Origin of the sequence: Phaeobacter sp. 11ANDIMAR09 (assembly GCF_001294455.1) — a bacterium.
In the GTDB taxonomy this organism is placed as follows: Bacteria; Pseudomonadota; Alphaproteobacteria; order Rhodobacterales; family Rhodobacteraceae; genus Pseudophaeobacter.
On sequence record NZ_LIKT01000018.1, the window covers coordinates 79,982 to 100,221 of the forward strand.

The window sequence follows — 20,240 nt, forward strand, 5'->3', positions numbered from 1 at the left end:
GGACACCAGAGAACCGAAAGATAGACATGCCGGTGCAGTTCGCAAACCCCAAGGAACGCGCGTTCCAGGCCCTGCTGGCCAAGGACAAGGTGCGCCTGCGCAACCCGCAGACAGGCGAACTGCTGCACCTGTCCGGTCAGGGCACCACCACCGATGTCACGTGGTCATGGCTTGGCTATCACCACCAAGCCGAAACCCTGCGCAGCCGTGCAGCCATCAGGGGCGAAGACTGGCCATTCGTGCCTGTGCACCGCAACCTGCTGGACCCGGTACGGGAGGCGGAAGAATGAAGCGCCCGTTTTCGCAATTTCTGCGCCTTGTCTGGATCGACTCGCGGCTTGAACAGGGCACTATCAACCGCAGCGACATTGCGGCAGCGTTCGGCATGTCTATCCCGCAGGCATCGAACGACCTGAAGGCGTACCAGACGGACCACCCCAACCGCATCGAATATGACCATCGGGCGAAGACCTATCAGCGCCCACACCGCACGAAACCGGCTTACCCGCAGCACCTGCGCCTGCAGGTTCAGACAACCGTGCACGCGGTCAACACGCATCGGGAGGCGGCGCAGTGACTCAGCCGTCTGAAATCCACGATGACCTGCAGCGCGTGCTGGCGCTGGCGAAACGGGCCTTGATGGCACGCGGTGACGCCGCGGCATGGTCGCGGGCACCTGAAAAACAGATTGGCCACCACGGGGCGTGCAGCGATGCGCTTTGGGATGAACTGGAAAGGCTGGCGCAGATCCACGATGGCATCACCCCAGCTATCGAACACCCCGCACTACGCGAACGACGGATTGCCAAGGAAATTCGCGGGCGCATCGTTTCTGAAATTTTGGAAATCGCCCGCGACCGCCTCGAGACAACGATGGATGGCGCATTCGTTTGGGAAGAACCGGGCGCGTTGACCCGGCACGAAACCGAGGAGTTGATGTGATGGCTGTCTACGTCGATGCACCCCGTCACCGCGTCGGTCGGATGGTTATGTGCCACATGCTGGCCGACAGCATGGAAGAACTGCTGGCGATGGCCGACCGGATTGGCGTGGCCCGCAAGTGGTTCCAGCCCGTCAGCCATCCACACTTCGACATCTGCAAAGCGATGCGGGCCAAGGCGGTCGCCGCCGGGGCCATCGAAGTGGAACGCCGCCAGCTGGTCGATGTGATGAAGCGATACCGCAGCAAGTGGTTCGCAGACCTTGACGAACGCGCCGCAGTCGAAGCGGCGAAAGCCGCCTGCGCCTCGCGCACCAGATCCCGAACAAAGGAAATCCGCCATGACTGACGCCACCGCAATCCTTGACACCCGCAGCCTTGTCGATGCCCTGAAGCTGGTCGATGTCGTGCGCGAGGCGCACCACATTCCAATTCTGGCCGTCGCGGTCGCGAACTTCGATGACAAACCGCACCTGAAGGCCACCGACCTTGACCAAGAACTGACCGTGTTCCTGAAAGCAACGCGCACCGGCGAATTCCAAGTGGCGATTGACCCACCTACGGCCATCACCGCTTTTGGCAACAGCACTGGTGCTGCGACGGTCAGCCTTGATGACGGGGCAGCGTATATCACCACCAGCCAAGTCGCGGTGCGCGGGCCAAAGGGCATCGACCTGAACGATTTCCCGACCCTGAACACCGGCAAGCCCGTGCACAGGTTCACAATCGCGGAAGGCAAGCTGCATGCGGCCCTTCAGGCGGTGCGGTTCGCGATTTCGACAGAGGAAACGCGATACTACCTGAACGGGGTGTTTCTGACCGCCGTCGATGGCGAAATGGCATTGGTCGCGACGGATGGTCACCGGCTTGCACGGCACCTGATGGACATGCCCTATGGCGGGCCGCAGGTCATAATCCCGGCACCAACCGTTTGCACGCTGCAGCATCTGGTGAAGCGCGACGGTGATGCGCCACTTTCCGTCACCATCGGGGTTGTCGCCGCAGGCAAGGGGCACGCCGGGAAAGACACCCATGCGATTGTGGTGGATGGCGACAGCTGGCACCTGAAAAGCCGGTGCATCGACGGAAGGTATCCGAAATGGGAAGTGGTGATGGGGAAGGCGGTGGACGCAATCGGCGGTGCACCGACCATCCGCGCGACAGTGACCCAAGCCCACGTCAGCCGACTGCCAAAGCACAACAGCTGGCGACCCACAACACTTGACCCTGACGCGGGCACCATGCGCGTTCGCAATGACTACAATGAAGACGCCGTGGAAATGCCCTTGAAGGGCACCGGCGCAGCCTTCTGTTTCAATGCGCACTACCTGCGCCAGCTGGTCGGGGCAGTCGGTGATGTCGAATTCACCGGCAGCGCACCGGACGCACCTTTCATCGCGACACCCAAGAACCCGAAGACGGTTGTGGTCCAGATGCCGATGAAGGTGCCGGGCAAAAAAGGGTGACACCATGCCAGCCATGACAGCCGAAAAGAAAGCCCTGAATTACCTGAAAGCCTTCGAAGCCGAAGGGCGGGTTGTCAAGCGCGTGGTGATCGAGGGAAAACGAATCGAGTTAGAATTAGAAACGGAACCGGAAAACCTTTCGGAATTTGACAAAGTGGATATGCGATATGACAAAGCGGGAGCTTCCTAAATTCATATACCGACAACGCAATGGGCTATATTTTCAGCGGCGCGGCTGGCCTTCGCAAAAAATCAAGGCGGACTTCGGAACCCCTGAATTTTGGGCCGAATATGCCGCCATCCTGAAGGGTGAAGATCAACCCAAAGTCCTGCGCCGCAGCTTTTCCGCGCTCATTCGCAGCTACCACAAGTCGCCGCGCTATCGGAATTTGAAGCCACGCACGGCGCTGGATTATGACAAGTACACCGCTTTCATTGACGAACGGTTCGGGCCGCTGAACCCGGCCAACCTGCAGCGCAAGGATGTGATCCGCCTGCGCGACCAGAACGCCGAAAAGCCGTACTTCGCGAACTACGCGGTGAAGGTCATCCGCATCCTGATGGAACATTGCATCGACCTTGGGTGGCGAACAGACAACCCTGCCAAGGGTGTGTCGCTGCTGAAGGTGGACACCGACCCACGCCTGCCATGGCCGCAAAGCCTGATAGACGACTTCCGCGAAGCCGCCCCCCTTGGCACCCGCGAACGCCTGCTGATGGAGTTGTGCCTTGGGTCCGGCCAGCGCATCGGTGACGTGCTGGAAATGCGGTGGGGCGACATTCAGGACGGGGGAATCACGGTCAAACAGAACAAGACCGGGAAACGGCTTTGGGTGCCCATCGTGCCCGCGCTTCAGGAGGCGCTGGACGCGGCACCACGCCGGTCGCTGTTCATGCTGACGAACCACCGCGCGACCAATCGCTGGTCATATCGCGGCGCTTCGCAGGCCATTCGGAAGATCAGGGAAGACATCGGGGCGCTGGATTTCGACATTCACAGCTGGCGCTACAACGCGGCATGCGAACTGGTCGAAGCGGGATGCAATGACGAACTGGTGGCCGCAGTCACCGGGCAAAGCCCCAAGATGGTCGCACACTACACCCAGCAAATCCGTCAGCGCGTGCGGGCAATCGAAGCCCAAAGCCGCCGAAAAAAGCCATGACAAAACACCCCGTTTTTGGTCTGCAAAACGAACAGAACAAAAACAGAATGTTTAGACATTTGCTTAGACGCGATTTCAAGCTAAAGCGAAAAATCCGCTAAGTGCTTGAAATTAAATGGAGGCGAGTACCGGAATCGAACCGGTGTACACGGATTTGCAATCCGCTGCGTCACCACTCCGCCAACTCGCCTAACGCCTTGGATACAAGGTCTTTGTGGTGTGTGCTGGAATTAGCCTGATTCATCTTGGGGTACAAGCCCAAACAAGACGGATTTCTTGCTCTCTTGCTCTAGGCCCTGCCGTTAGGGGACCTTTGCCAGAAATTCTGCCGACATCAGGCCGGGGCTTTGCTCTGGACCGCGGCTAGGCCTTGCGATTTGCGGCGGCCGATTGCAAGGCCTCGGCGATCAACCTGGCGACGCCGGGGGCGCTGCCGAGAGAGGCGAGGGTCCGGCCTTTGAAATTGGCCTCTTGCAGGGCATTTGGCAGGTCAGAGGTTACATGATTGCCGGACTGGGCAAAAAACGGCAGGCAGAGGCTGGTGTCGGGCAGGTCGCGGGCCACATCGGAGATCAAGGGGGCTTGCTCAATATAGCTGGTCAAGAGCTGATGATCTGGCAACAAAGAGCGCAGGGCACTGGCAAAACGCTCGGTGGCTTCTGCCGCCTTTGGTCCGCGCGCCGAGCCATGAGCGGCGAGCAAGAGGGCGGGTTTGTCGCCCGACATAGGAGGCTGGCGCTGCAGCTCTCGGTTCAGAACATCCGCTGCAAGCTGCGGCAGGGCGGGGTCCTGTCCAAAGGGGGCGAGCTGGGTGTAGCGAAACCCTTGTAAGCGCTTTGGCAGGACCTGAGTGGTGAACCAGCCATTGGCGACAAAAAACGGATAGACCAGGGCACCATCTTGCGTGACCTGCTCCAGCAGGCCGGGGCTGGAGAGGGTGGCCGAACGGATCTCCCAAGCGGGGAGCAGATCCGCGACCTCGGTGGCCAGGCGCGCCAGCGCCGCCTCCTGTGCCTGCGGCGCGGAGGGCTGACCATGGGCGGTCAGGATAGCGGTGGCGGCAGCAGAGGGCATGGGGTTCATGGCTCCTAGGGGCGGATGGCCTGTTGGTAACGGCTGGGGCCGTGAGGGAGGGTGCTCAGAGTATGGAGGCAAGCCGGGAGCGCAGTGGCCCCCGGCTTGATCAAGGGACTAAGGTGAGAGCCCTTTGGGAGTGGGCCTTTGGCGATAGGCCTAGCCATATTGTGCCACAGGGGTTCCGGCAATAGCCGCCATATTCAGCAGACCGCGTGCAGTGATCGACGGGCTGACGATATGGGCGCGGTTGCCCATGCCCATGAGGATCGGACCAACCTCCAGACCGTCAGAGCGCATCTTGAGGATGTTGCGCACGCCGGAAGCGGCATCGGCATGGGCAAAAACCAGCACATTGGCCGCGCCTTGCAGACGCGAATGGGGGAAGATCCGACCGCGCAGTTCGGCGTCCAGGGCGGTGTCGATATTCATCTCTCCCTCATAGGTGAAATCGCAGTTCTGCGCATCCAGGATTTGGATGGCGCCCCGCAGGCGGGCGCCGGTATCGCAGGCGATATTGCCAAACTGCGACTGCGAGCACAGCGCGATGCGCGGCTCGATGCCAAAACGGCGGACATGGCGGGCGGCGCCCATCACGGTCTGTGCAATCTGTTCCGGAGTCGGTTCGATCCGCACCTGGGTGTCGGCAATAAAGAGCGGACCATCTTCGAGGATCATCATCGACAGGGCCCCATGGGGCTCCAGCCCATTGCCGCCAAGCACCTGGTTTACATAGTTCAGATGCCAGCGATATTCGCCAAAGGTGCCACAGATCAGGCTGTCGGCCTCATTGTGATGCACCATGATGACGCCAATGGCGGTGGTATTGGTGCGCATGATCGCCTTGGCCAGGTCAGGAGTGACACCTTGGCGCTGCATCAGCTGGTGATAGCTGGTCCAATAGTCATAGTAGCGCGGATCATGCTCGGGATTGACGATCTGAAAATCACTGCCAGGGCGGATCCGCAGGCCCAGCTTTTCACACCGGGATTCAATGACTTCGGGGCGGCCAATCAGGATAGGGGTCTCTGTGGTTTCCTCCAGTATCTCCTGTGCGGCGCGCAGCACCCTTTCGTCCTCGCCCTCGGCAAAAACAATGCGGCGGGCGGCGGCGCGGGCGGCTTCAAAGACGGGGCGCATCAGCAGGGCAGATTTGAACACAGTCTGGTTCAGCCGCTGTCTATAGGCTTCCATATCTTCGATGGGGCGGGCGGCAACACCGCTTTGCATTGCGGCCTCGGCAACCGCAGAGGAGACCACCGCCACCAGTCGGGGATCAAAGGGCTTAGGGATCAGATAATCGGCGCCAAAGGTCAGCTGCTCCCCCTTATAGGCCGCGGCGGCCTCGGCTGAGGTGGTCGCGCGGGCGAGCTCGGCGATGCCCTCGACACAGGCGATCTGCATCTCGTCGTTGATCTCAGAGGCCCCCACATCCAGCGCGCCGCGGAAGATGAAGGGGAAGCAGAGCACGTTGTTGACTTGATTGGGGAAATCACTGCGTCCGGTGGCGATAATGGCATCTGGTGCCACGGCGCGTGCTGCCTCTGGCATGATCTCGGGGTTGGGATTGGCCAGAGCAAAGACGATCGGCTGTTTGGTCATCTTGGCGACCATTTCGGGCTTTAGCACATTGGGACCGGAAAGGCCGAGGAACATATCGGCACCACCGATCACCTCGTCCAGACTGCGCAGGTCAGAGGCTTGGGCAAAGGCGGCTTTTTCCGGATTCATGTCTTCGGTGCGGCCCTCATAGACCAGCCCGTGAATATCGCAGAGCCAGATGTTTTTGCGTTGCACCCCCAGCTTGACCAGCATGTTGAGGCAGGCAATACCGGCAGCCCCACCGCCGGTCGAGACGATCTTGATGTCCTCAAAGCTCTTGCCTGCCACATGCAGCGCGTTTCGGGCTGCGGCCCCGACAACGATCGCCGTGCCGTGCTGGTCATCGTGAAAGACCGGGATGCCCATGCGCTCGCGGCAAAGCTTTTCGACGATAAAACAATCCGGGGCCTTGATGTCTTCCAGGTTGATAGCGCCAAAGCTGGGCTCCAGTGCGCAGACAATATCGGCCAGCTTTTCCGGGTCGCTCTCATTCACCTCGATGTCAAAACAGTCAATCCCGGCAAAGTTCTTGAACAGAACCGCCTTGCCCTCCATCACCGGCTTTGACGCCAGCGCGCCGATATTGCCCAGCCCCAGAACGGCCGAGCCATTGGAGACTACAGCCACCAGATTGCCGCGTGCGGTATAGCGGGCAGCATTGGCCGCATCTGCCTTGATCTCCAGACAGGCCTCGGCCACCCCTGGCGAATAGGCCCGTGCCAGGTCGCGGCCGTTTGCCATTGGCTTGGTGGCGCGGATCTCCAGTTTCCCCGGGCGGGGGAATTCGTGATAGCGCAGGGCCGCGTCGCGCAGCGAGGGGGTGTCAGACATGAGGGGCTCCAGAAAACTGATAGTTTAACGTTAAACCATTTGTGACGTCGGGTGAATATGCTTTTGCTAACCTAACGTGATCTGCGACATCTTGCGCAAGGGCAAACTTCATCCCACTGTGACGCCAATAAAGATCCGGCTCTGGCGAGGTTCAAGATCAGGGTCACGGCGAGGGGAGAAAAAATGAGTGAAACCATAGCGGAAATGCGCCTGCCAACACAGGAGCTGCGCGACGATATTCCATTCTTTACCAAGGTTTTGGGAATGAAGATGGATATGATCTACCCGGCAGATGATCCCTCCGTTGGGGTGTTTTCCGGTCATGGGCTGCGCCTGCGGATCGAGAAAGGGGCCGCCGAACAGCCAGGCACCCTGCGCATTCTCTGTGATAATCCGGATGGCTTTGCCGATGGCCAACGGGTTCTGACAGCCCCCAATGGCACCAGAATCGAGATCGAGGAGCGTCATCCTCCCTTGGTGATGCCAGAGACGGTGCATAGTTTTGTGGTGCGCCGTCTCAAGGATCAGGCCCCTTGGATCATTGGGCGAGCGGGCATGCATTATCGCGACCTGGTGCCAGATCGGCTGGGCGGGTCGATCATTGCCAGCCATATCCGCATTCCAGATGGTGGACCGGTGCCAGATATGGTGCATTTTCACCGGGTGGGCTTTCAGCTGATCTTTTGCATCCATGGCTGGGTTGATGTGGTCTATGAGGATCAGGGCGAAAAGATGCGCCTCACTGCCGGGGATTGCTTTATCCAACCGCCCGAGATCCGCCACCGGGTGCTGGAGGCCAGCGACAATGTGCAGGTGATCGAAATTGGCGTGCCGGCCGAACATGTGACCGAGATCGACCACGAAATGACTCTGCCAACCCCACATCTGCGGCCAGACCGCGAATGGCAGGGGCAGCGATTTGTCTATAATCAGGCAAAAGGAGCGGACTGGACGCCGTTCCGCCTGCCGGGATTTGACTGCCGTGACACCACCATTGCCAAAAACACCAAGGGGGTTGCGGGCGTGCAGGTGGTGCGCCCGGCCAAGGAGGCGCGCGACCCGGTCTGGGCCAGCCATGACACTGATATCCATTTCACCTTTGTGATGAATGGCGCTGTCACGCTAGAGGGCGAGGGGCGCGACCCGTTTCCGCTGGAAGAGGGCGACGCCTTTGTGATTCCGCCGGGGATGAAAACCCGACTGAGCAGCGCCTCTGCGGATTTGGAACTGCTGGAGGTCAGCCTGCCAGGGGTGTTCAATACGACCCTTGCATGACCCGTCCTGAAACGGCGCAGGATAGGGGCTTCACCTTTGCTGGTGCTTTCTCTTATCCTGTCGTCTTTCGATCAATGTGCCCGACCTGTTGGCCCTAGCAAGCGAGACCCAGTGATGACCCTGAAAGAAGCCGCCCGTGCCGTGCGCAAGAACGCCCATGCGCCCTATTCCAATTTTCAGGTGGGGGCGGCTCTGCGTACAGCTGCTGGCAATGTCTATGTCGGCTGCAACGTGGAAAATGTTGCCTATCCCGAAGGCACCTGTGCCGAGGCCGGCGCTATTGCCGCTATGGTTGCCGCGGGTGAGCGGGAGCTGGCAGAGGTCTATGTGGTGGCCGACAGCCCCGCGCCGGTGCCGCCCTGTGGCGGGTGCCGTCAGAAACTCAAGGAATTTGGTGCAGGCGCGGTGAAGGTGACCATGGGCACGCTGGAAGGTGTGGAGCAAGAAACCACCATTGGTGATCTTTTGCCCGGTGCTTTTGACGTCGGCCACATGGCGCGGAGCTGAACGCCGTGGATGCGCGCGCAATCATTGCCGCCCTGCGGCGCGGAGAACAGCCCAGCGAGGCAGAGCTGCGCTGGTTTGCGGCAGGCCTCTCCAGTGGCGAGGTCAGCGATGCTCAGGCTGGGGCCTTTGCCATGGCGGTCTGCCTGCAGGGGCTGGATCAGTCTGCGCGTCGGGCGTTGACTCTGGCGATGCGCGACAGCGGGGATGTGCTGCACTGGGACCTGCCGGGACCGGTGATGGATAAGCATTCTACCGGCGGGGTCGGCGATTGCGTCTCGCTGCTGCTGGCGCCGGCCCTGGCGGAATGTGGTATCTACGTGCCGATGATTTCTGGCCGGGGCTTGGGCCATACCGGTGGCACTCTGGACAAGATGGAGGCCATTCCCGGTGTCACAACTCAGGTGTCCGAACAGCGGCTGCATCGGATCACCGCCGAGGTGGGATGTGCCATCGTGGGGGCGACAGGCCGCATCGCCCCTGCGGACAAGCGGCTCTATGCCATTCGTGACGTCACCGCGACGGTCGAGAGCCTGGATCTGATCACCGCGTCCATTCTGTCGAAAAAGCTCGCCGCCAGCCCCGAAGCACTGGTGTTGGATGTGAAAATTGGCTCGGGCGCCTTTATGAAGACCAGTGATGAGGCCCGGGCTCTGGCGCGCTCGCTGGTGGAGACCGCCAATGCGGCGGGCTGCAAAACCACGGCGCTGATCACCGATATGAACCAGCCGATTGCCAGCGCGCTCGGCAATGGGCTGGAGGTGGCCGAGGTGATGCGCTCTCTGACTTCGGGGCAAAGCGATCCGCTGGTCGAGATCACCGCAGCGCTGTCAGGTGTTTTGCTGGTTCAGGCTGGTCTGGCCCGGGATGAGGACGAGGGCATAGCAATTGTACGTGAGGCATTGCTGAGCGGGCGTGTGGCAAAACGCTTTGGCCGCATGGTTGCTGCGCAGGGTGGACCGGAAGATTTTGCCGAACACTGGCAGCGCTACCTGCCGGTCGCCCCGGTAATCCACGAGGTCACGGCGCCGCGTGCGGGCTACCTCGCCGCCATGGATGGCGAGGCCCTGGGCCTCGCGGTGGTACAGCTGGGGGGCGGGCGCATGGTCGAAGACGATCTGGTCGATCCAGCCGTTGGCCTGTCGGACCTTCTGCGCCTGGGGCAATGGGTTGAGGCGGGGGAGACCCTGGTGCGCATCCATGCCGCCCGCGAAAGCGCCGCCCTGGAGGCCGAGGCCGCGGTGCTCAAGGCGCTGGAAATTGCCGAGCGCGCGCCGGAGCCGTTGCCCCTGATACATGAAAGGATCAACTGATGGCCCGTGCCTTTCTGGTGGTGATGGATTCGGTTGGCATTGGCGGCGCACCGGATGCCAATGCCTTTTACAACGGGGATCTGCCGGATCTGGGCGCCAATACCCTGGCCCATATCGCCCAAGCTTGTGCGGCAGGGCAGGCGGAGGAGGGGCGCTCAGGGCCGCTGCATCTGCCCTATCTTGAGGCTTTGGGGCTGGGGGCGGCCACGCGTCTCGCCTCCTCCGTGCCGCTGCCGGGCTTTGACGCCGAACCAACCGGGTTGTGGGGCTGCGCCGCCGAGGTCAGCCAGGGCAAGGATACGCCCTCGGGCCATTGGGAGTTGGCGGGGCTGCCGGTGCCCTGGGATTGGTGCTATTTTCCCGATGCCGATCCGGCCTTTCCAGCAGATCTGAGCGATTTGGTGGCCGCTGCGGCGGGGGCGCCGGGGATCTTGGGCAATTGTCATGCCTCTGGTACGCAGATCATTGCAGAACATGGCGCCGCGCATATGCAGAGCGGAGCGCCAATCTGCTATACCTCAGCGGATAGTGTGTTCCAGATCGCCGCCCATGAAGAGAGCTTTGGCCTGGAGCGCTTGCTGGACCTGTGTCGTGCGGTGGCGCCGCGCCTGCATGCGATGAAGGTGGGCCGCGTCATCGCCCGTCCCTTTGTGGGCTCGCCTGAGACGGGGTTTACCCGCACCGCAAACCGGCGCGATTTTGCGATTGCCCCACCCGCACCGGTGCTGACCAATTGGGTGCAGGATGCGGGAGGCAAGGTGCATGCCATTGGCAAGATTGGCGATATCTTCACCATGACCGGCATTGATACGCTGGAAAAGGGACCGGATGCCCAGTTGATGCAACATCTGTCGCGCGCCATCGACAACGCTGAAGAGGGCAGCCTGACCTTTGCCAATTTTGTCGAATTTGACAGCCTCTATGGGCATCGTCGCGACATTTCGGGCTATGCCCGGGCCTTGGAGTGGTTTGACACTGAGCTGGGCAAGCTGCTGCCGCGCCTGCGACCGGATGATATGCTGCTGTTGACGGCGGATCACGGCAATGACCCCAGCTGGCCAGGCACCGATCACACCCGCGAGCAGGTGCCTGTTCTGGTGGCAGGCCGTGGTCAGGGCTGCCTTGGCCAGCGTGGGTTTGTGGATGTCGCAGCCTCGGTTGCGGCGCATCTTGGGGTACCGGCGCAGGGGCTGGGGCGCAGCTTTCTTTGACCGAAAGATCAAAACCCGCTTGCCCTGACAGGGGCAGCGGGCATAAACCCGCCGCCAAGCATGTTGGAATTCATAGTAGGAGAGAGCCCAAATGAGCGAACATCTGACCGTTGTTGATCACCCACTGGTACAACACAAGCTCACGCTGATGCGCGATAAGGGCACCTCGACCTCCGAGTTCCGACGCCTGCTGCACGAAATCACCCAGCTGCTGGCCTATGAAATCACCCGCGAATTGCCGGTGACGCAAAAAACCATCGAGACACCGATGGAAACCATGGACTCGCCCATTCTGGCCGGTAAGAAGCTGGCGCTGGTTTCGATCCTGCGGGCCGGTAACGGCATGCTGGACGGGGTGCTGGATCTGGTGCCTTCTGCTCGTGTGGGCTTTGTGGGTCTCTACCGGGATGAAGAAACCCTGCAGCCCGTGCAGTACTACTTCAAAGCCCCAAAAGAGCTCGGCGATCGTATGGTGATTGCGGTGGATCCGATGCTGGCCACCGGCAATTCCTCGGCGGCGGCAATTGATCTGCTGAAAGAAGCGGGCGCCACCAATATTCGCTTCCTCTGCCTGCTGGCCGCCCCCGAAGGCGTTGCCCGCATGAAGGAAGCCCATCCGGATGTGCCTATCGTGACGGCCTCCCTGGATCGCGAGCTGAACGACAAAGGCTATATCATGCCGGGGCTCGGCGATGCGGGCGACCGCATGTTTGGCACCAAATAGGCCTGCCTTTCTGGCCGCTTGACCAAAACCGGCAATCGCGCAACTATTTGCCCGATTGCCGCCATATTGTTGCCACAGGCGGCTTTACTCATTTGGCAATTTAAGGCATCCTTACCCCCATATATTGTGGGGCATAGGTATGAAACTAACAAGAATTGTCGCGCTCGCCATCATAGCGACTTCCGCTGCTGTTACGGTACAGACATCGGCGCTTCAGGCCCAAAGCCTGCGGTCTGCCAGTCCGCCAGCAGAGTTTCCCCCGGCCTCCTTTGGTGGCAAGCAATATGTCGACAGTCGTGGCTGTGTCTATATTCGCGCCGGCATTGATGGCAATGTGAACTGGGTGCCGCGGGTGGCCCGCAATCGCAAACAGCTCTGTGGGTACAAGCCCACTGCCGTTGCTGGAACCACCGCCCGCCCAACGCAAAGCGCCGCACCGGAGCAGATTACGTTGAACGGAAGTTCAACGCCTGCGAGCCGGGTCCCAGCTGTCCGTGCTCCAGTTGTCCAGGCCACCACGCCCGCGCCCAAACCCCGTCGCGCTGCAGCCGCGACCGCTGCGCCTTCCGTGGTGACCACCTCACGGGTGCAGCGCACGCCGCAAACCACCACTGCCCGGGTCACGCCGACGCCAAAGCCACGCCAGCCTGTGGCAGCGCCAGTGCGTATCCAGGCGGCTCCGGCGAAGCCTGCGCCCAAGCCCCCTGCGGCGGTGCCGGTGCAAACCGGGCAGGCTCAGGCTGGCTGCGCCGGAGCTTCGGCGATCAGCCAGCAATATAGCAATCATAGCGGTGTGCGCTGTGGTCCCCAGACAAAATCCCCTGTGAGCTACGGCTCCGGCAGTGGCATTGGCCCGCAGTCTTCGCTGCAGCTCACCCCCAATACGCGGGTGTTGCCCGTCCATGTCTATCAACAGCAACGTCACAGCCAGGATCTGGCCACCCCGGCAGGTTACAAACCGGTCTGGACCGATGATCGTCTGAACCTTCGCCGGGCCGAACGGGATCTCCGTCCGGCGATCCTGACCAGCCAATCCCAGGTTCCTGCGGGCTATGTCGCAGTGGATCGCGCCGATGATCGCATGAACCCAATGCGCGGTGTTCGCACCGCACGGGGGGATGCGCAGATGGATGCAATCTGGAACAGTGGCGCGCCCCGCAGCCTGCGCGATCTGCCATTGGATCGCCAAACAGTGATCGTGCAGAGCACGCGCCATGACCGGTTCGAGGGTGAGACCCAAAGCGGGCTGGAGCTGCGTCTGTCCAGCCGCTCGGAGCCCGGTGCCAGATTGGAGACACCGGTGGCCTCGCAGGCGCGCTACATTCGTGCGGCGACCTATGCCGATGGCGCAGAGGCACAGCGGGCAGCGCGGGCGCTTGCAGCAACCGGTGTTCCGGTGCGTCTGGGATCTGTTTCGCGTGGTGGCGTGCCGCACAGGGTGGTTCTGGCCGGTCCCTTTGGCAGTCAGGGCGCGGCTGAGCAGGCTCTGAACAAGGTTCGGGCCGCAGGGCATCGCGGCGCGCGGATCAGCCGCTAAGAGAATGCTCACGCATGGTTGCTTTCGACAAAGGCCGCCGCTCTGTCAGGCGGCTTTTGGCATTGCAGGCCAACCCTTCTCGCTCCGCAGATCTGGCCAGAACAATGGGGCGTTTAAATACAACGAGTTAAGCTCATAGCACAGCTGCATTTCAGGCTTTGAGAGTGCAGGTTTTGCGGTGAACCGATGTGGCGTGGCGCTTGGCGTTTGGGCAGGCGTGGGGGGCCTAAGGGCAGGGCCGGGGCCCTCCTCTAGCCGCAGATATCCTGCAACTGGACCCAATCGCGGTCATTCAGCACCGGTTCCAGCACGCGCCCTGCCATCGGGTCTGCCTCGATCAGGCCGATTGTGGTCTCCCCGGTCACATCCAAGGCATAGGCATAGGGGGTCGAGGGAATAGCGGCGCGGGCAAATTCACCCAGCAAGATATCATCTGGCAGCGCGGGCCGCGGTGCGGCGAGCACGGTTTCGGAATAGCGATCCAAAGTCTCGCGGGTCAGCTCACCTGTGGTGAGCAACCGGAAAGAGGCCAGAACACCCCCAGCGTCCAACAACTCTGCCAGGGGGTCACGCAGCTCCGCGCGGGCGCGTTCAGCTAGGACCGCGCCAGCGGCGACGGCCGGATCCTCATGGTCTTCGACCAGGCTGCGATTGAGCAGGACAATGCCGCCGGGCAGATGCAGGCTGCTGGCAACGCCAGAGCGCATGATCACCAATTGCCGCACATCGGTGCGCCGCGCCAGTTTGGCAAGGATCGGCATGGCCTCGGGCGTGGCACAGGCCTGTCCAGACACCCGCTCAATCCGCCCCAGAAGGGCCTGACCGATGGCTTTGGTCTTGATCTCGGGCACCACTTTGACAGCGTGGCTCTGCATCAAGCCCGGCAATCCGAACAGGATCAGCAGGGCAACCAGCGACAGGCTGCCAAGAATGCTCATCACCCGCAGGCGGCCTGGGTGAGGGCGGGCCCGCTCGATGGCATGGCGGACCTTTTCAATTGCCGCCAGCATGGTCTCTTCATCTTCGGGGATTTCCAGCTGTTCGCCGGGGTCCCCATCGGGGTGGAACAGGGCGGGAAAGATACCGGGATTGGCGCGCTCTACCGCGGCCAGAGACCAATGGGCCAGAACCCTGTCCTGCAAATCGGTGATGGTGAGAGTGGCATCGCCCACCGAAATGATCACGTCCCGCCGCTGGGCGTCCGGGCTCGCGCGCCAAAGGCCAGCGGCCTCAAGTCGTTCGAATTCCCTCAAAACGGTCATTCTGCCTGCCTGTCTTGCCTATTTTCGTTGCAGCAAGCCTAGCATGGGGCTGGCATGGGCGGCAAATGGCTTTGATTGTTAAATGGCACAGCTGTTGGTGTTTTTCCTTTCTCTGGCGCCGAAATCCTGGCGCCAGAGAGGGGCAGGTCGCGGGTTAGAGCTTTTTGGCGATCTCGCGCAGCTCGAACTTCTGGATTTTCCCAGTGGAGGTCTTGGGAAGCTCCTGGAAAATCACCCGCTTGGGCGCCTTGAACCCAGCGATGGTCTCGCGGGCAAAGGCGATCAGTCCTGCCTCATCGACCTCTTCGCCCTCCTTCAATTCCACAAAGGCACAGGGCACTTCGCCCCATTTCTCATCCGGCTTGGCCACAACGGCCGCCAGGTTCACCGCCGGATGGCCCATCAGCACGCCCTCGACCTCGACCGAAGAGATATTTTCGCCGCCCGAGATGATGATATCCTTGGCCCGGTCGGCGATCTGGATATAGCCATCTGGATGCTGCACCGCGATATCGCCTGAATGGAAATAGCCGCCCTCAAAGGCCTCGGCGGTGGCTTCCGGATTTTTCAGATAGCCCTTCATCACCGAGTTGCCGCGCATGACGATCTCACCCTGATCCGAGCCGTTCTTGGGGATCTGCTTCATCTCGTCATCGAGCACGGTAATATGGTCCATCATCGGAAAGGCAACGCCTTGGCGGGCCTTGATGGCGGCGCGGCCCTGATGATCCAGGTCGTTCCATTTGTCGCCCTTCCACAGGCATTCGGTGACATGGCCATAGGTTTCGGTCAGCCCGTAAACCTGGGTGACATGAAAACCCAGCGTTTCGATCTTTTGCAGCGTTGCGGGGGCAGGAGGGGCGCCAGCGGTGAAGACCTCAACCGTGTGGTCAAAGGAGCGGCGTTCTTCCTCCTTGGCGTTGACCAGCAGGTTCAGCACGATGGGGGCGCCGCCAAAATGGGTGACGCCATGGTCGCCAATGGCGTCATAGATCGCCTTTGGTGTCACATTGCGGCAGCAGACCAGAGTGCCGCCCAGCACCGGCATCATCCAGGTGTGGTTCCAGCCGTTGCAGTGAAACAGCGGCACGATGGCCAGATAGACCGGGTTCATCACCATGCGCCAGGAGATCACCGTGCCCATGGTCATCAGGTATGCACCGCGATGGTGATAGACCACGCCCTTGGGGCGGCCAGTGGTGCCGGAGGTATAGTTCAGCGCCAGGCTTTCCCATTCGTCCTGCGGCAGAATCCATTCAAAATCATGTTCGGCATTGCCCAGCACGTCCTCATAGGTCGGATGGCGTCCGGTGGCCTCGAACCCGGCCTGCGGGTCCGGTACTTCGATCAGCAGCGGCGCTTTGCCGTCCATCCGTGCAACGGCGGCTTCGGCCAGGGGCAGGAATTCGGTATCCACCAGCACCACCTTGGCGCCGCCATGATCAAAGATATAGGCAACCGTGTCGGTATCCAGCCGAGTGTTGATGGTGTTGAGTACCGCGCCACAGGCCGGCACGCCAAAATGCGCCTCTGCCTGGGCGGGCAGATTGGGAATGAGGGTTGCGACCACATCGCCGGGTTTCACCCCCATGCCCGCCAGCGCCGAGGCCAGACGGGTGCAACGGTCATAATAGGCGGCATAGGTCTTGCGGTGGGTGCCATAGATCACCGCCGGAACATCGCCAAAGACATGTGCGGCGCGGCGCAGATGCGACAGCGGTGTCAGCGGCACATAGTTTGCTGCGGTTTTCTCCAGGCCCGCCTCGTCAGCCATCCATCCCATCAGCTTTCCTCCCATGATTCTGTCGGTATGTCGGTTTGAGAACAGATAATGATGAAAGTTGCGGGCAATGAAAGAGTTATGAAACAAATTGCATCCCTCCCGTCCCACGTGGGCAATCAAACTTCGGCAGCACAGGCGATGCTGGCAGCCATGGCCATCATTGGTGTCACCGACAACGCAGTGCCCTTGATGGCCGAGACCTTGGGGCTGGGGCAGTTCTATGTGCTGCGCACCCTGGTGGCGCTGCCGATCCTGTGGGCGATGTCGAAGATGGGTTTTGGTAGCATGATGCCGCGTCGCTTTGGCGCAGTAACCCTGCGGGCGATGCTGGTGGCCACCTCGATGGTCTTCTACTTCTCGGCAGTGGCGCTGATGCCCATTGCCCAAGCGCTGGCGGGGCTGTTCACCTCACCGATCATCATTGTTGTGGTCTCGGTGCTGTTTATGCGGCTGCGCATTGGCATGGTGCGGATCGCGGCGGTGATTGGTGGCTTTGTCGGCGTGCTCTTTGTGTTGCAACCGGATGTCACGGCCTTTGACTGGATGATCCTGCTGCCAGTCGCAGGCGGGTTCTTTTATGCCTTGGGCTCCATCGTGACGGGCACCCTGTGCAAAGAGGAAAGCACGGTCTCGATGCTGTTCATCTATCTGTTGGCGCAGGGATTGATCGGAGGCCTACTGCTGGTTGGTGTCGAGATCTGGCCGCTGCCGGTGGAGCAGGGGGCTGACGGTTTTGTCACCCGCGGCTGGGTCTGGCCGCTGTGGGAGATGTCGCATTTGATCCTTTTGCAGGGCTTTGCCGCCGTCGGGGGTGTGTTTCTGATCACCAAGGCCTATCAGCTGGGCGAGGCCTCCTTTGTGGCAGTGTTTGAATACTCGGTGCTGTTGGTCGGTCCGGCCATTGCCTGGCTGGTCTATGGCCAGGTGCTAAACTTCGCGCAGATGATGGGGATTGCCCTGATCGTTCTGGCAGGCTCCACCTTGGCGCTGCGCTCATCCAAAGGGGCGTGAGAGTCTGCATTGGCGAGGCCTTCGGCTGAGAAGACGCAGCGAATGTCCTGTTAGAGCCCAATATGACTGATGCTGCATCGCGAACGAAGTTCGGCTATCGAAGTGCGACAAAGAGTCTACGCGACTCAAGACGTAGTAGACATGGATTAGGAGAGCTCCATATGAACGTAGAAAAGGTCTGGGTTGAATATCGCGCTCGCGTCAAGTCGTTTTTGCATTCTAAGGTCTCAAATCCAGAAGATGTCGAAGACTTGCTTCAGGAAATATCCATCAAGACATTCCTGGGAATAACCTCTCTGGATGACCCGTCGAAAGTAAAGTCTTGGCTGTTTCAAACAACGCACCGAACAATCATCGATTTCTATCGGAAGAATGGCCGCGCCAAGGACATACATCCTGATGATCTTTGGTACTCGGAGGTCGCGCCTGAAATGCGCAATGAGCTTGAGCGATGCGTCGAGCCATTTATCAATGTTTTGCCAAGCGAAACGGCGGAATTGCTGAGGGCGATTGATATCGAAGGACAATCGCAAAAGGACTATGCTGCGACGCATGGGGTCCCATATTCCACACTGAAAACACGTGTCAAAACGGGGCGGGCGGCTTTGCGGTCTGTCTTTGAAAACTGCTGCAAGTTCACAGTGGATGCTCGTGGCAACCTATCTGAATATAAATCTAAATCAAATGCTTGCGACAAATGTTGAATTTTTTTCCGTCTTTTTGTTTGGGCACCCGTCTTACAGGTTGAACCAACAAAAACGAAGGATAGTTCAATGATCAAAATCGTAAGTTTCAAAATCTGCCCATTTGTTCAGCGCGTCACAGCTCTGCTTTCGGCAAAGGGCATCCCCTACGACATCGAATACATTAACCTGAGTGACAAACCGCAATGGTTTTTGGATATCTCACCAACAGGTCAGGTGCCGTTGCTTATCACTGAGAGCGGTACAGCGCTTTTTGAATCTGACGCGATCGTGGAATACATCGACGACGTAACCGCCCCACTGGTGGCGGAAGTAACGCCAGAACAACGGGCAATCGATCGCGCTTGGAGCTATCAAGCCACGAAGCATTATCTTGTTCAGTGCTCGACGATGCAAAGCGCCAACAAGGAAACGCTCGCTGAACGAAGTGAAAAACTGAACAAGTCTTTCGAAAAGGCGGAAAAAAAACTCGGTGAGGGACCGTTCTTTAATGGCGAAACGATGGGCAACGTGGATATCGCATGGTTGCCGTTGCTGCATCGCGCGCTGATTGTCGAGCAGCATTCGGGCTATGACTTCCTCGCCAATTATCCAAAAGTGAAGGCATGGCAGTCGGCGGTGGCCAAGACCGGTATCGCCGAAAAATCTGTCCCGGCAGATTTCAACGAAGCGTTCTCCAATTTCTATCTGGCAGAGAGGACGTTCCTGGGACGGGGTGCCAATTTCAATGAGGCACCAATCGAAGTCGCTAAGGCCTCAGGTGCCGGCTGTTGCGGGTGATCAAACTTGACGACCTACCCGGCAATTCTGTTGGGTAGGTCAACCGACCAATTGCCGTCAGTAACGACTGATCGTCCGCAAAATGGGCATTGGCAAGTTGGGAACGAACGGCAGCTTCGTCCGGCGGTTTCAACGGGTCGACGCAACACTTTAGTCTTTTTGGAAAGATGGAGTGTAAGTCATGGCCTATCGGAAGCGGAAATTTTTCTCAGAAAAGCAGAAGGCAGAGATCTGGGATCGGTGGCAGCGCGGAGAGTCGATGAGCTCGATTGGACGTGTGTTTGATCGCGGATCTTCGTCCATTTATCCATTACTTGAGCGCACTGGTGGCATCAGGCCAATAGCCCGGGCGCGGTCTCGGTTGGCGCTGACACTCGGTGAGCGGGAAGAGATATCACGGGGCCTTGTAGCTAAGCAGTCGCTGAGGTCCATTGCATGCAGCCTTCACCGGGCACCCTCAACTATCAGCCGTGAAGTTCGCCGCAATGGCGGCTCCAAACATTACCGTGCAGCTAGGTCCGACGCGAAGGCCTGGGATCGAGCGCACCGTCCAAAGCCCTGCAAGTTGGCAGGCAACGACTATCTTTGCCGCATGATATCGACCAAGCTGCATCGCAAGTGGTCCCCGCAACAAATCGCAGGTTGGTTGATGCGCGAACACCCTGATGAGGAAGACAAACGCATCTCGCATGAGACGATTTACCGGAGCCTTTTCATTCAGACGCGGGGCGTTCTAAAGAAGGAACTACAGGCGTATTTACGTGCCGCACGGTCCATCAGGCGGTCACGTCATGCCACGTTAAAGCGGAGTGGTTTGGGGACGTTCAACGATGCTGTTTCGATCCGTGAGCGGCCCGTGGAGGTAGAAGATCGCGCTGTACCAGGGCACTGAGAAGGTGATCTGATCGCAGGTTCAAGCAACAGCTTCATCGCCACACTGGTCGAGCGCAACACTCGCTTTGTGATGCTGGCAAAGGTCAGCAACAAAGATAGCCACAGCGTCATTCAAGCGCTTATCAAACAATCCCGTAAACTGCCCAAGGAGCTGTACCGTTCTCTA

At 60.0% G+C, this 20,240-nt stretch carries 21 protein-coding genes and 1 tRNA gene; 17 read left to right on the forward strand and 5 right to left on the reverse strand.

The genetic code is table 11. From position 1 onward, the window contains the following. Positions 1–26 precede the first annotated feature (26 nt). Genes AN476_RS15215 through AN476_RS15245 form a run of 7 tightly spaced genes read left to right on the forward strand, consistent with a single transcriptional unit; the run spans position 27 to position 3,569 of the window. A complete protein-coding gene (locus tag AN476_RS15215) occupies positions 27–290 on the forward strand; it encodes a hypothetical protein (RefSeq protein ID WP_054462454.1) in 264 nt (87 codons plus the stop codon). Then, positions 287–577, forward strand: a complete 291-nt coding sequence (locus tag AN476_RS15220) for a hypothetical protein (protein ID WP_054462455.1) — start codon at positions 287–289, stop codon at positions 575–577. Before AN476_RS15215 ends, AN476_RS15220 begins: the two co-directional genes overlap by 4 nt. Then, complete coding sequence (locus AN476_RS15225; protein ID WP_054462456.1) at positions 574–942, forward strand: hypothetical protein; 369 nt, start codon at positions 574–576, stop codon at positions 940–942. The genes AN476_RS15220 and AN476_RS15225 overlap by 4 nt, the downstream gene beginning before the upstream one ends. Then, the gene (locus AN476_RS15230) at positions 942–1,289 is read left to right on the forward strand and encodes a DUF4031 domain-containing protein (protein ID WP_054462457.1); all 348 of its coding nucleotides are present in this window, start codon (positions 942–944) and stop codon (positions 1,287–1,289) included. Before AN476_RS15225 ends, AN476_RS15230 begins: the two co-directional genes overlap by 1 nt. Then, entirely contained in the window at positions 1,282–2,406 is a 1,125-nt protein-coding gene (locus AN476_RS15235) for a hypothetical protein (RefSeq protein ID WP_054462458.1), read from the forward strand. Before AN476_RS15230 ends, AN476_RS15235 begins: the two co-directional genes overlap by 8 nt. 4 nt (positions 2,407–2,410) lie before the next feature. Beyond that, the gene (locus tag AN476_RS15240) at positions 2,411–2,596 is read left to right on the forward strand and encodes a hypothetical protein (RefSeq protein ID WP_054462459.1); all 186 of its coding nucleotides are present in this window, start codon (positions 2,411–2,413) and stop codon (positions 2,594–2,596) included. Continuing rightward, positions 2,574–3,569 carry a tyrosine-type recombinase/integrase gene (locus AN476_RS15245; protein ID WP_054462460.1) on the forward strand — a complete coding sequence of 332 codons (996 nt, stop codon included), beginning with the start codon at positions 2,574–2,576 and terminating at the stop codon, positions 3,567–3,569. The genes AN476_RS15240 and AN476_RS15245 overlap by 23 nt, the downstream gene beginning before the upstream one ends. Positions 3,570–3,685: 116 nt before the next feature. Here the strand turns inward: AN476_RS15245 and AN476_RS15250 are convergent. The 3 genes from AN476_RS15250 to AN476_RS15260 form a co-directional block, all read right to left on the reverse strand. Next, a tRNA-Cys gene (locus tag AN476_RS15250) sits at positions 3,686–3,759 on the reverse strand. Positions 3,760–3,932: 173 nt separating this feature from the next. Next, a complete protein-coding gene (locus tag AN476_RS15255; RefSeq protein WP_157063777.1) occupies positions 3,933–4,652 on the reverse strand; it encodes a sirohydrochlorin chelatase in 720 nt (239 codons plus the stop codon). Positions 4,653–4,802: 150 nt separating this feature from the next. Then, the gene (locus tag AN476_RS15260) at positions 4,803–7,076 is read right to left on the reverse strand and encodes an NADP-dependent malic enzyme (protein WP_054462462.1); all 2,274 of its coding nucleotides are present in this window, start codon (positions 7,074–7,076) and stop codon (positions 4,803–4,805) included. A 183-nt stretch (positions 7,077–7,259) separates the two neighbouring features. On the opposite strand from AN476_RS15260, the gene AN476_RS15265 reads away from it, so the two are divergent. The 6 genes from AN476_RS15265 (at position 7,260) to AN476_RS15290 (ending at position 13,640) form a co-directional block, all read left to right on the forward strand. Next, positions 7,260–8,351 (forward strand): cupin domain-containing protein, encoded by a 1,092-nt coding sequence (locus AN476_RS15265; protein WP_054462463.1) that lies wholly within the window; start codon positions 7,260–7,262, stop codon positions 8,349–8,351. A 114-nt stretch (positions 8,352–8,465) separates the two neighbouring features. Next, on the forward strand, positions 8,466–8,858 hold the full coding sequence (locus tag AN476_RS15270; RefSeq protein ID WP_054462464.1) for a cytidine deaminase: 393 nt from the start codon (positions 8,466–8,468) through the stop codon (positions 8,856–8,858). Between the two features lie 5 nt (positions 8,859–8,863). Continuing rightward, positions 8,864–10,168 carry a thymidine phosphorylase gene (locus AN476_RS15275; RefSeq protein WP_054462465.1) on the forward strand — a complete coding sequence of 435 codons (1,305 nt, stop codon included), beginning with the start codon at positions 8,864–8,866 and terminating at the stop codon, positions 10,166–10,168. Continuing rightward, a complete protein-coding gene (locus AN476_RS15280; protein ID WP_054462466.1) occupies positions 10,168–11,379 on the forward strand; it encodes a phosphopentomutase in 1,212 nt (403 codons plus the stop codon). Before AN476_RS15275 ends, AN476_RS15280 begins: the two co-directional genes overlap by 1 nt. Before the next feature lie 91 nt (positions 11,380–11,470). Beyond that, complete coding sequence (gene upp, locus AN476_RS15285) at positions 11,471–12,103, forward strand: uracil phosphoribosyltransferase (RefSeq protein WP_054462467.1); 633 nt, start codon at positions 11,471–11,473, stop codon at positions 12,101–12,103. A 139-nt stretch (positions 12,104–12,242) separates the two neighbouring features. Continuing rightward, a complete protein-coding gene (locus AN476_RS15290) occupies positions 12,243–13,640 on the forward strand; it encodes an SPOR domain-containing protein (protein ID WP_054462468.1) in 1,398 nt (465 codons plus the stop codon). A 251-nt stretch (positions 13,641–13,891) separates the two neighbouring features. On the opposite strand, the gene AN476_RS15295 is transcribed toward AN476_RS15290, so the two are convergent. Continuing rightward, positions 13,892–14,902: a hypothetical protein gene (locus tag AN476_RS15295; protein WP_054462469.1), complete on the reverse strand. Its 1,011-nt coding sequence runs from the start codon at positions 14,900–14,902 to the stop codon at positions 13,892–13,894. A 154-nt stretch (positions 14,903–15,056) separates the two neighbouring features. Then, on the reverse strand, positions 15,057–16,685 hold the full coding sequence (locus tag AN476_RS15300; RefSeq protein WP_054462470.1) for an AMP-binding protein: 1,629 nt from the start codon (positions 16,683–16,685) through the stop codon (positions 15,057–15,059). 78 nt (positions 16,686–16,763) lie between these two features. On the opposite strand from AN476_RS15300, the gene AN476_RS15305 reads away from it, so the two are divergent. The 4 genes from AN476_RS15305 to AN476_RS15320 all read left to right on the forward strand — a co-directional run bounded on the left by AN476_RS15305 (position 16,764) and on the right by AN476_RS15320 (position 20,072). Then, positions 16,764–17,696, forward strand: a complete 933-nt coding sequence (locus AN476_RS15305; RefSeq protein ID WP_054462478.1) for a DMT family transporter — start codon at positions 16,764–16,766, stop codon at positions 17,694–17,696. 161 nt (positions 17,697–17,857) lie between these two features. Beyond that, complete coding sequence (sigZ, locus tag AN476_RS15310; RefSeq protein WP_054462471.1) at positions 17,858–18,400, forward strand: RNA polymerase sigma factor SigZ; 543 nt, start codon at positions 17,858–17,860, stop codon at positions 18,398–18,400. Positions 18,401–18,469: 69 nt separating this feature from the next. Further along, on the forward strand, positions 18,470–19,180 hold the full coding sequence (locus AN476_RS15315; RefSeq protein ID WP_054462472.1) for a glutathione S-transferase family protein: 711 nt from the start codon (positions 18,470–18,472) through the stop codon (positions 19,178–19,180). A 259-nt stretch (positions 19,181–19,439) separates the two neighbouring features. Continuing rightward, on the forward strand, positions 19,440–20,072 hold the full coding sequence (locus AN476_RS15320; RefSeq protein WP_253279911.1) for an IS30 family transposase: 633 nt from the start codon (positions 19,440–19,442) through the stop codon (positions 20,070–20,072). Positions 20,073–20,240 lie beyond the last annotated feature (168 nt).

Coding starts and splice junctions, on each gene's coding strand:
- AN476_RS15215 (WP_054462454.1), top strand. CDS start 27: ATGCCGGTGCAGTTCGCAAACCCCAAGGAACGCGCGTTCCAGGCCCTG.
- AN476_RS15220 (WP_054462455.1), top strand. CDS start 287: ATGAAGCGCCCGTTTTCGCAATTTCTGCGCCTTGTCTGGATCGACTCG.
- AN476_RS15230 (WP_054462457.1), top strand. CDS start 942: ATGGCTGTCTACGTCGATGCACCCCGTCACCGCGTCGGTCGGATGGTT.
- AN476_RS15235 (WP_054462458.1), top strand. CDS start 1,282: ATGACTGACGCCACCGCAATCCTTGACACCCGCAGCCTTGTCGATGCC.
- AN476_RS15240 (WP_054462459.1), top strand. CDS start 2,411: ATGCCAGCCATGACAGCCGAAAAGAAAGCCCTGAATTACCTGAAAGCC.
- AN476_RS15245 (WP_054462460.1), top strand. CDS start 2,574: ATGACAAAGCGGGAGCTTCCTAAATTCATATACCGACAACGCAATGGG.
- AN476_RS15255 (WP_157063777.1), bottom strand. CDS start 4,652: ATGAACCCCATGCCCTCTGCTGCCGCCACCGCTATCCTGACCGCCCAT.
- AN476_RS15260 (WP_054462462.1), bottom strand. CDS start 7,076: ATGTCTGACACCCCCTCGCTGCGCGACGCGGCCCTGCGCTATCACGAA.
- AN476_RS15265 (WP_054462463.1), top strand. CDS start 7,260: ATGAGTGAAACCATAGCGGAAATGCGCCTGCCAACACAGGAGCTGCGC.
- AN476_RS15270 (WP_054462464.1), top strand. CDS start 8,466: ATGACCCTGAAAGAAGCCGCCCGTGCCGTGCGCAAGAACGCCCATGCG.
- AN476_RS15280 (WP_054462466.1), top strand. CDS start 10,168: ATGGCCCGTGCCTTTCTGGTGGTGATGGATTCGGTTGGCATTGGCGGC.
- upp (WP_054462467.1), top strand. CDS start 11,471: ATGAGCGAACATCTGACCGTTGTTGATCACCCACTGGTACAACACAAG.
- AN476_RS15290 (WP_054462468.1), top strand. CDS start 12,243: ATGAAACTAACAAGAATTGTCGCGCTCGCCATCATAGCGACTTCCGCT.
- AN476_RS15295 (WP_054462469.1), bottom strand. CDS start 14,902: ATGACCGTTTTGAGGGAATTCGAACGACTTGAGGCCGCTGGCCTTTGG.
- AN476_RS15300 (WP_054462470.1), bottom strand. CDS start 16,685: ATGGGATGGATGGCTGACGAGGCGGGCCTGGAGAAAACCGCAGCAAAC.
- AN476_RS15305 (WP_054462478.1), top strand. CDS start 16,764: ATGAAACAAATTGCATCCCTCCCGTCCCACGTGGGCAATCAAACTTCG.
- sigZ (WP_054462471.1), top strand. CDS start 17,858: ATGAACGTAGAAAAGGTCTGGGTTGAATATCGCGCTCGCGTCAAGTCG.
- AN476_RS15315 (WP_054462472.1), top strand. CDS start 18,470: ATGATCAAAATCGTAAGTTTCAAAATCTGCCCATTTGTTCAGCGCGTC.
- AN476_RS15320 (WP_253279911.1), top strand. CDS start 19,440: ATGAGCTCGATTGGACGTGTGTTTGATCGCGGATCTTCGTCCATTTAT.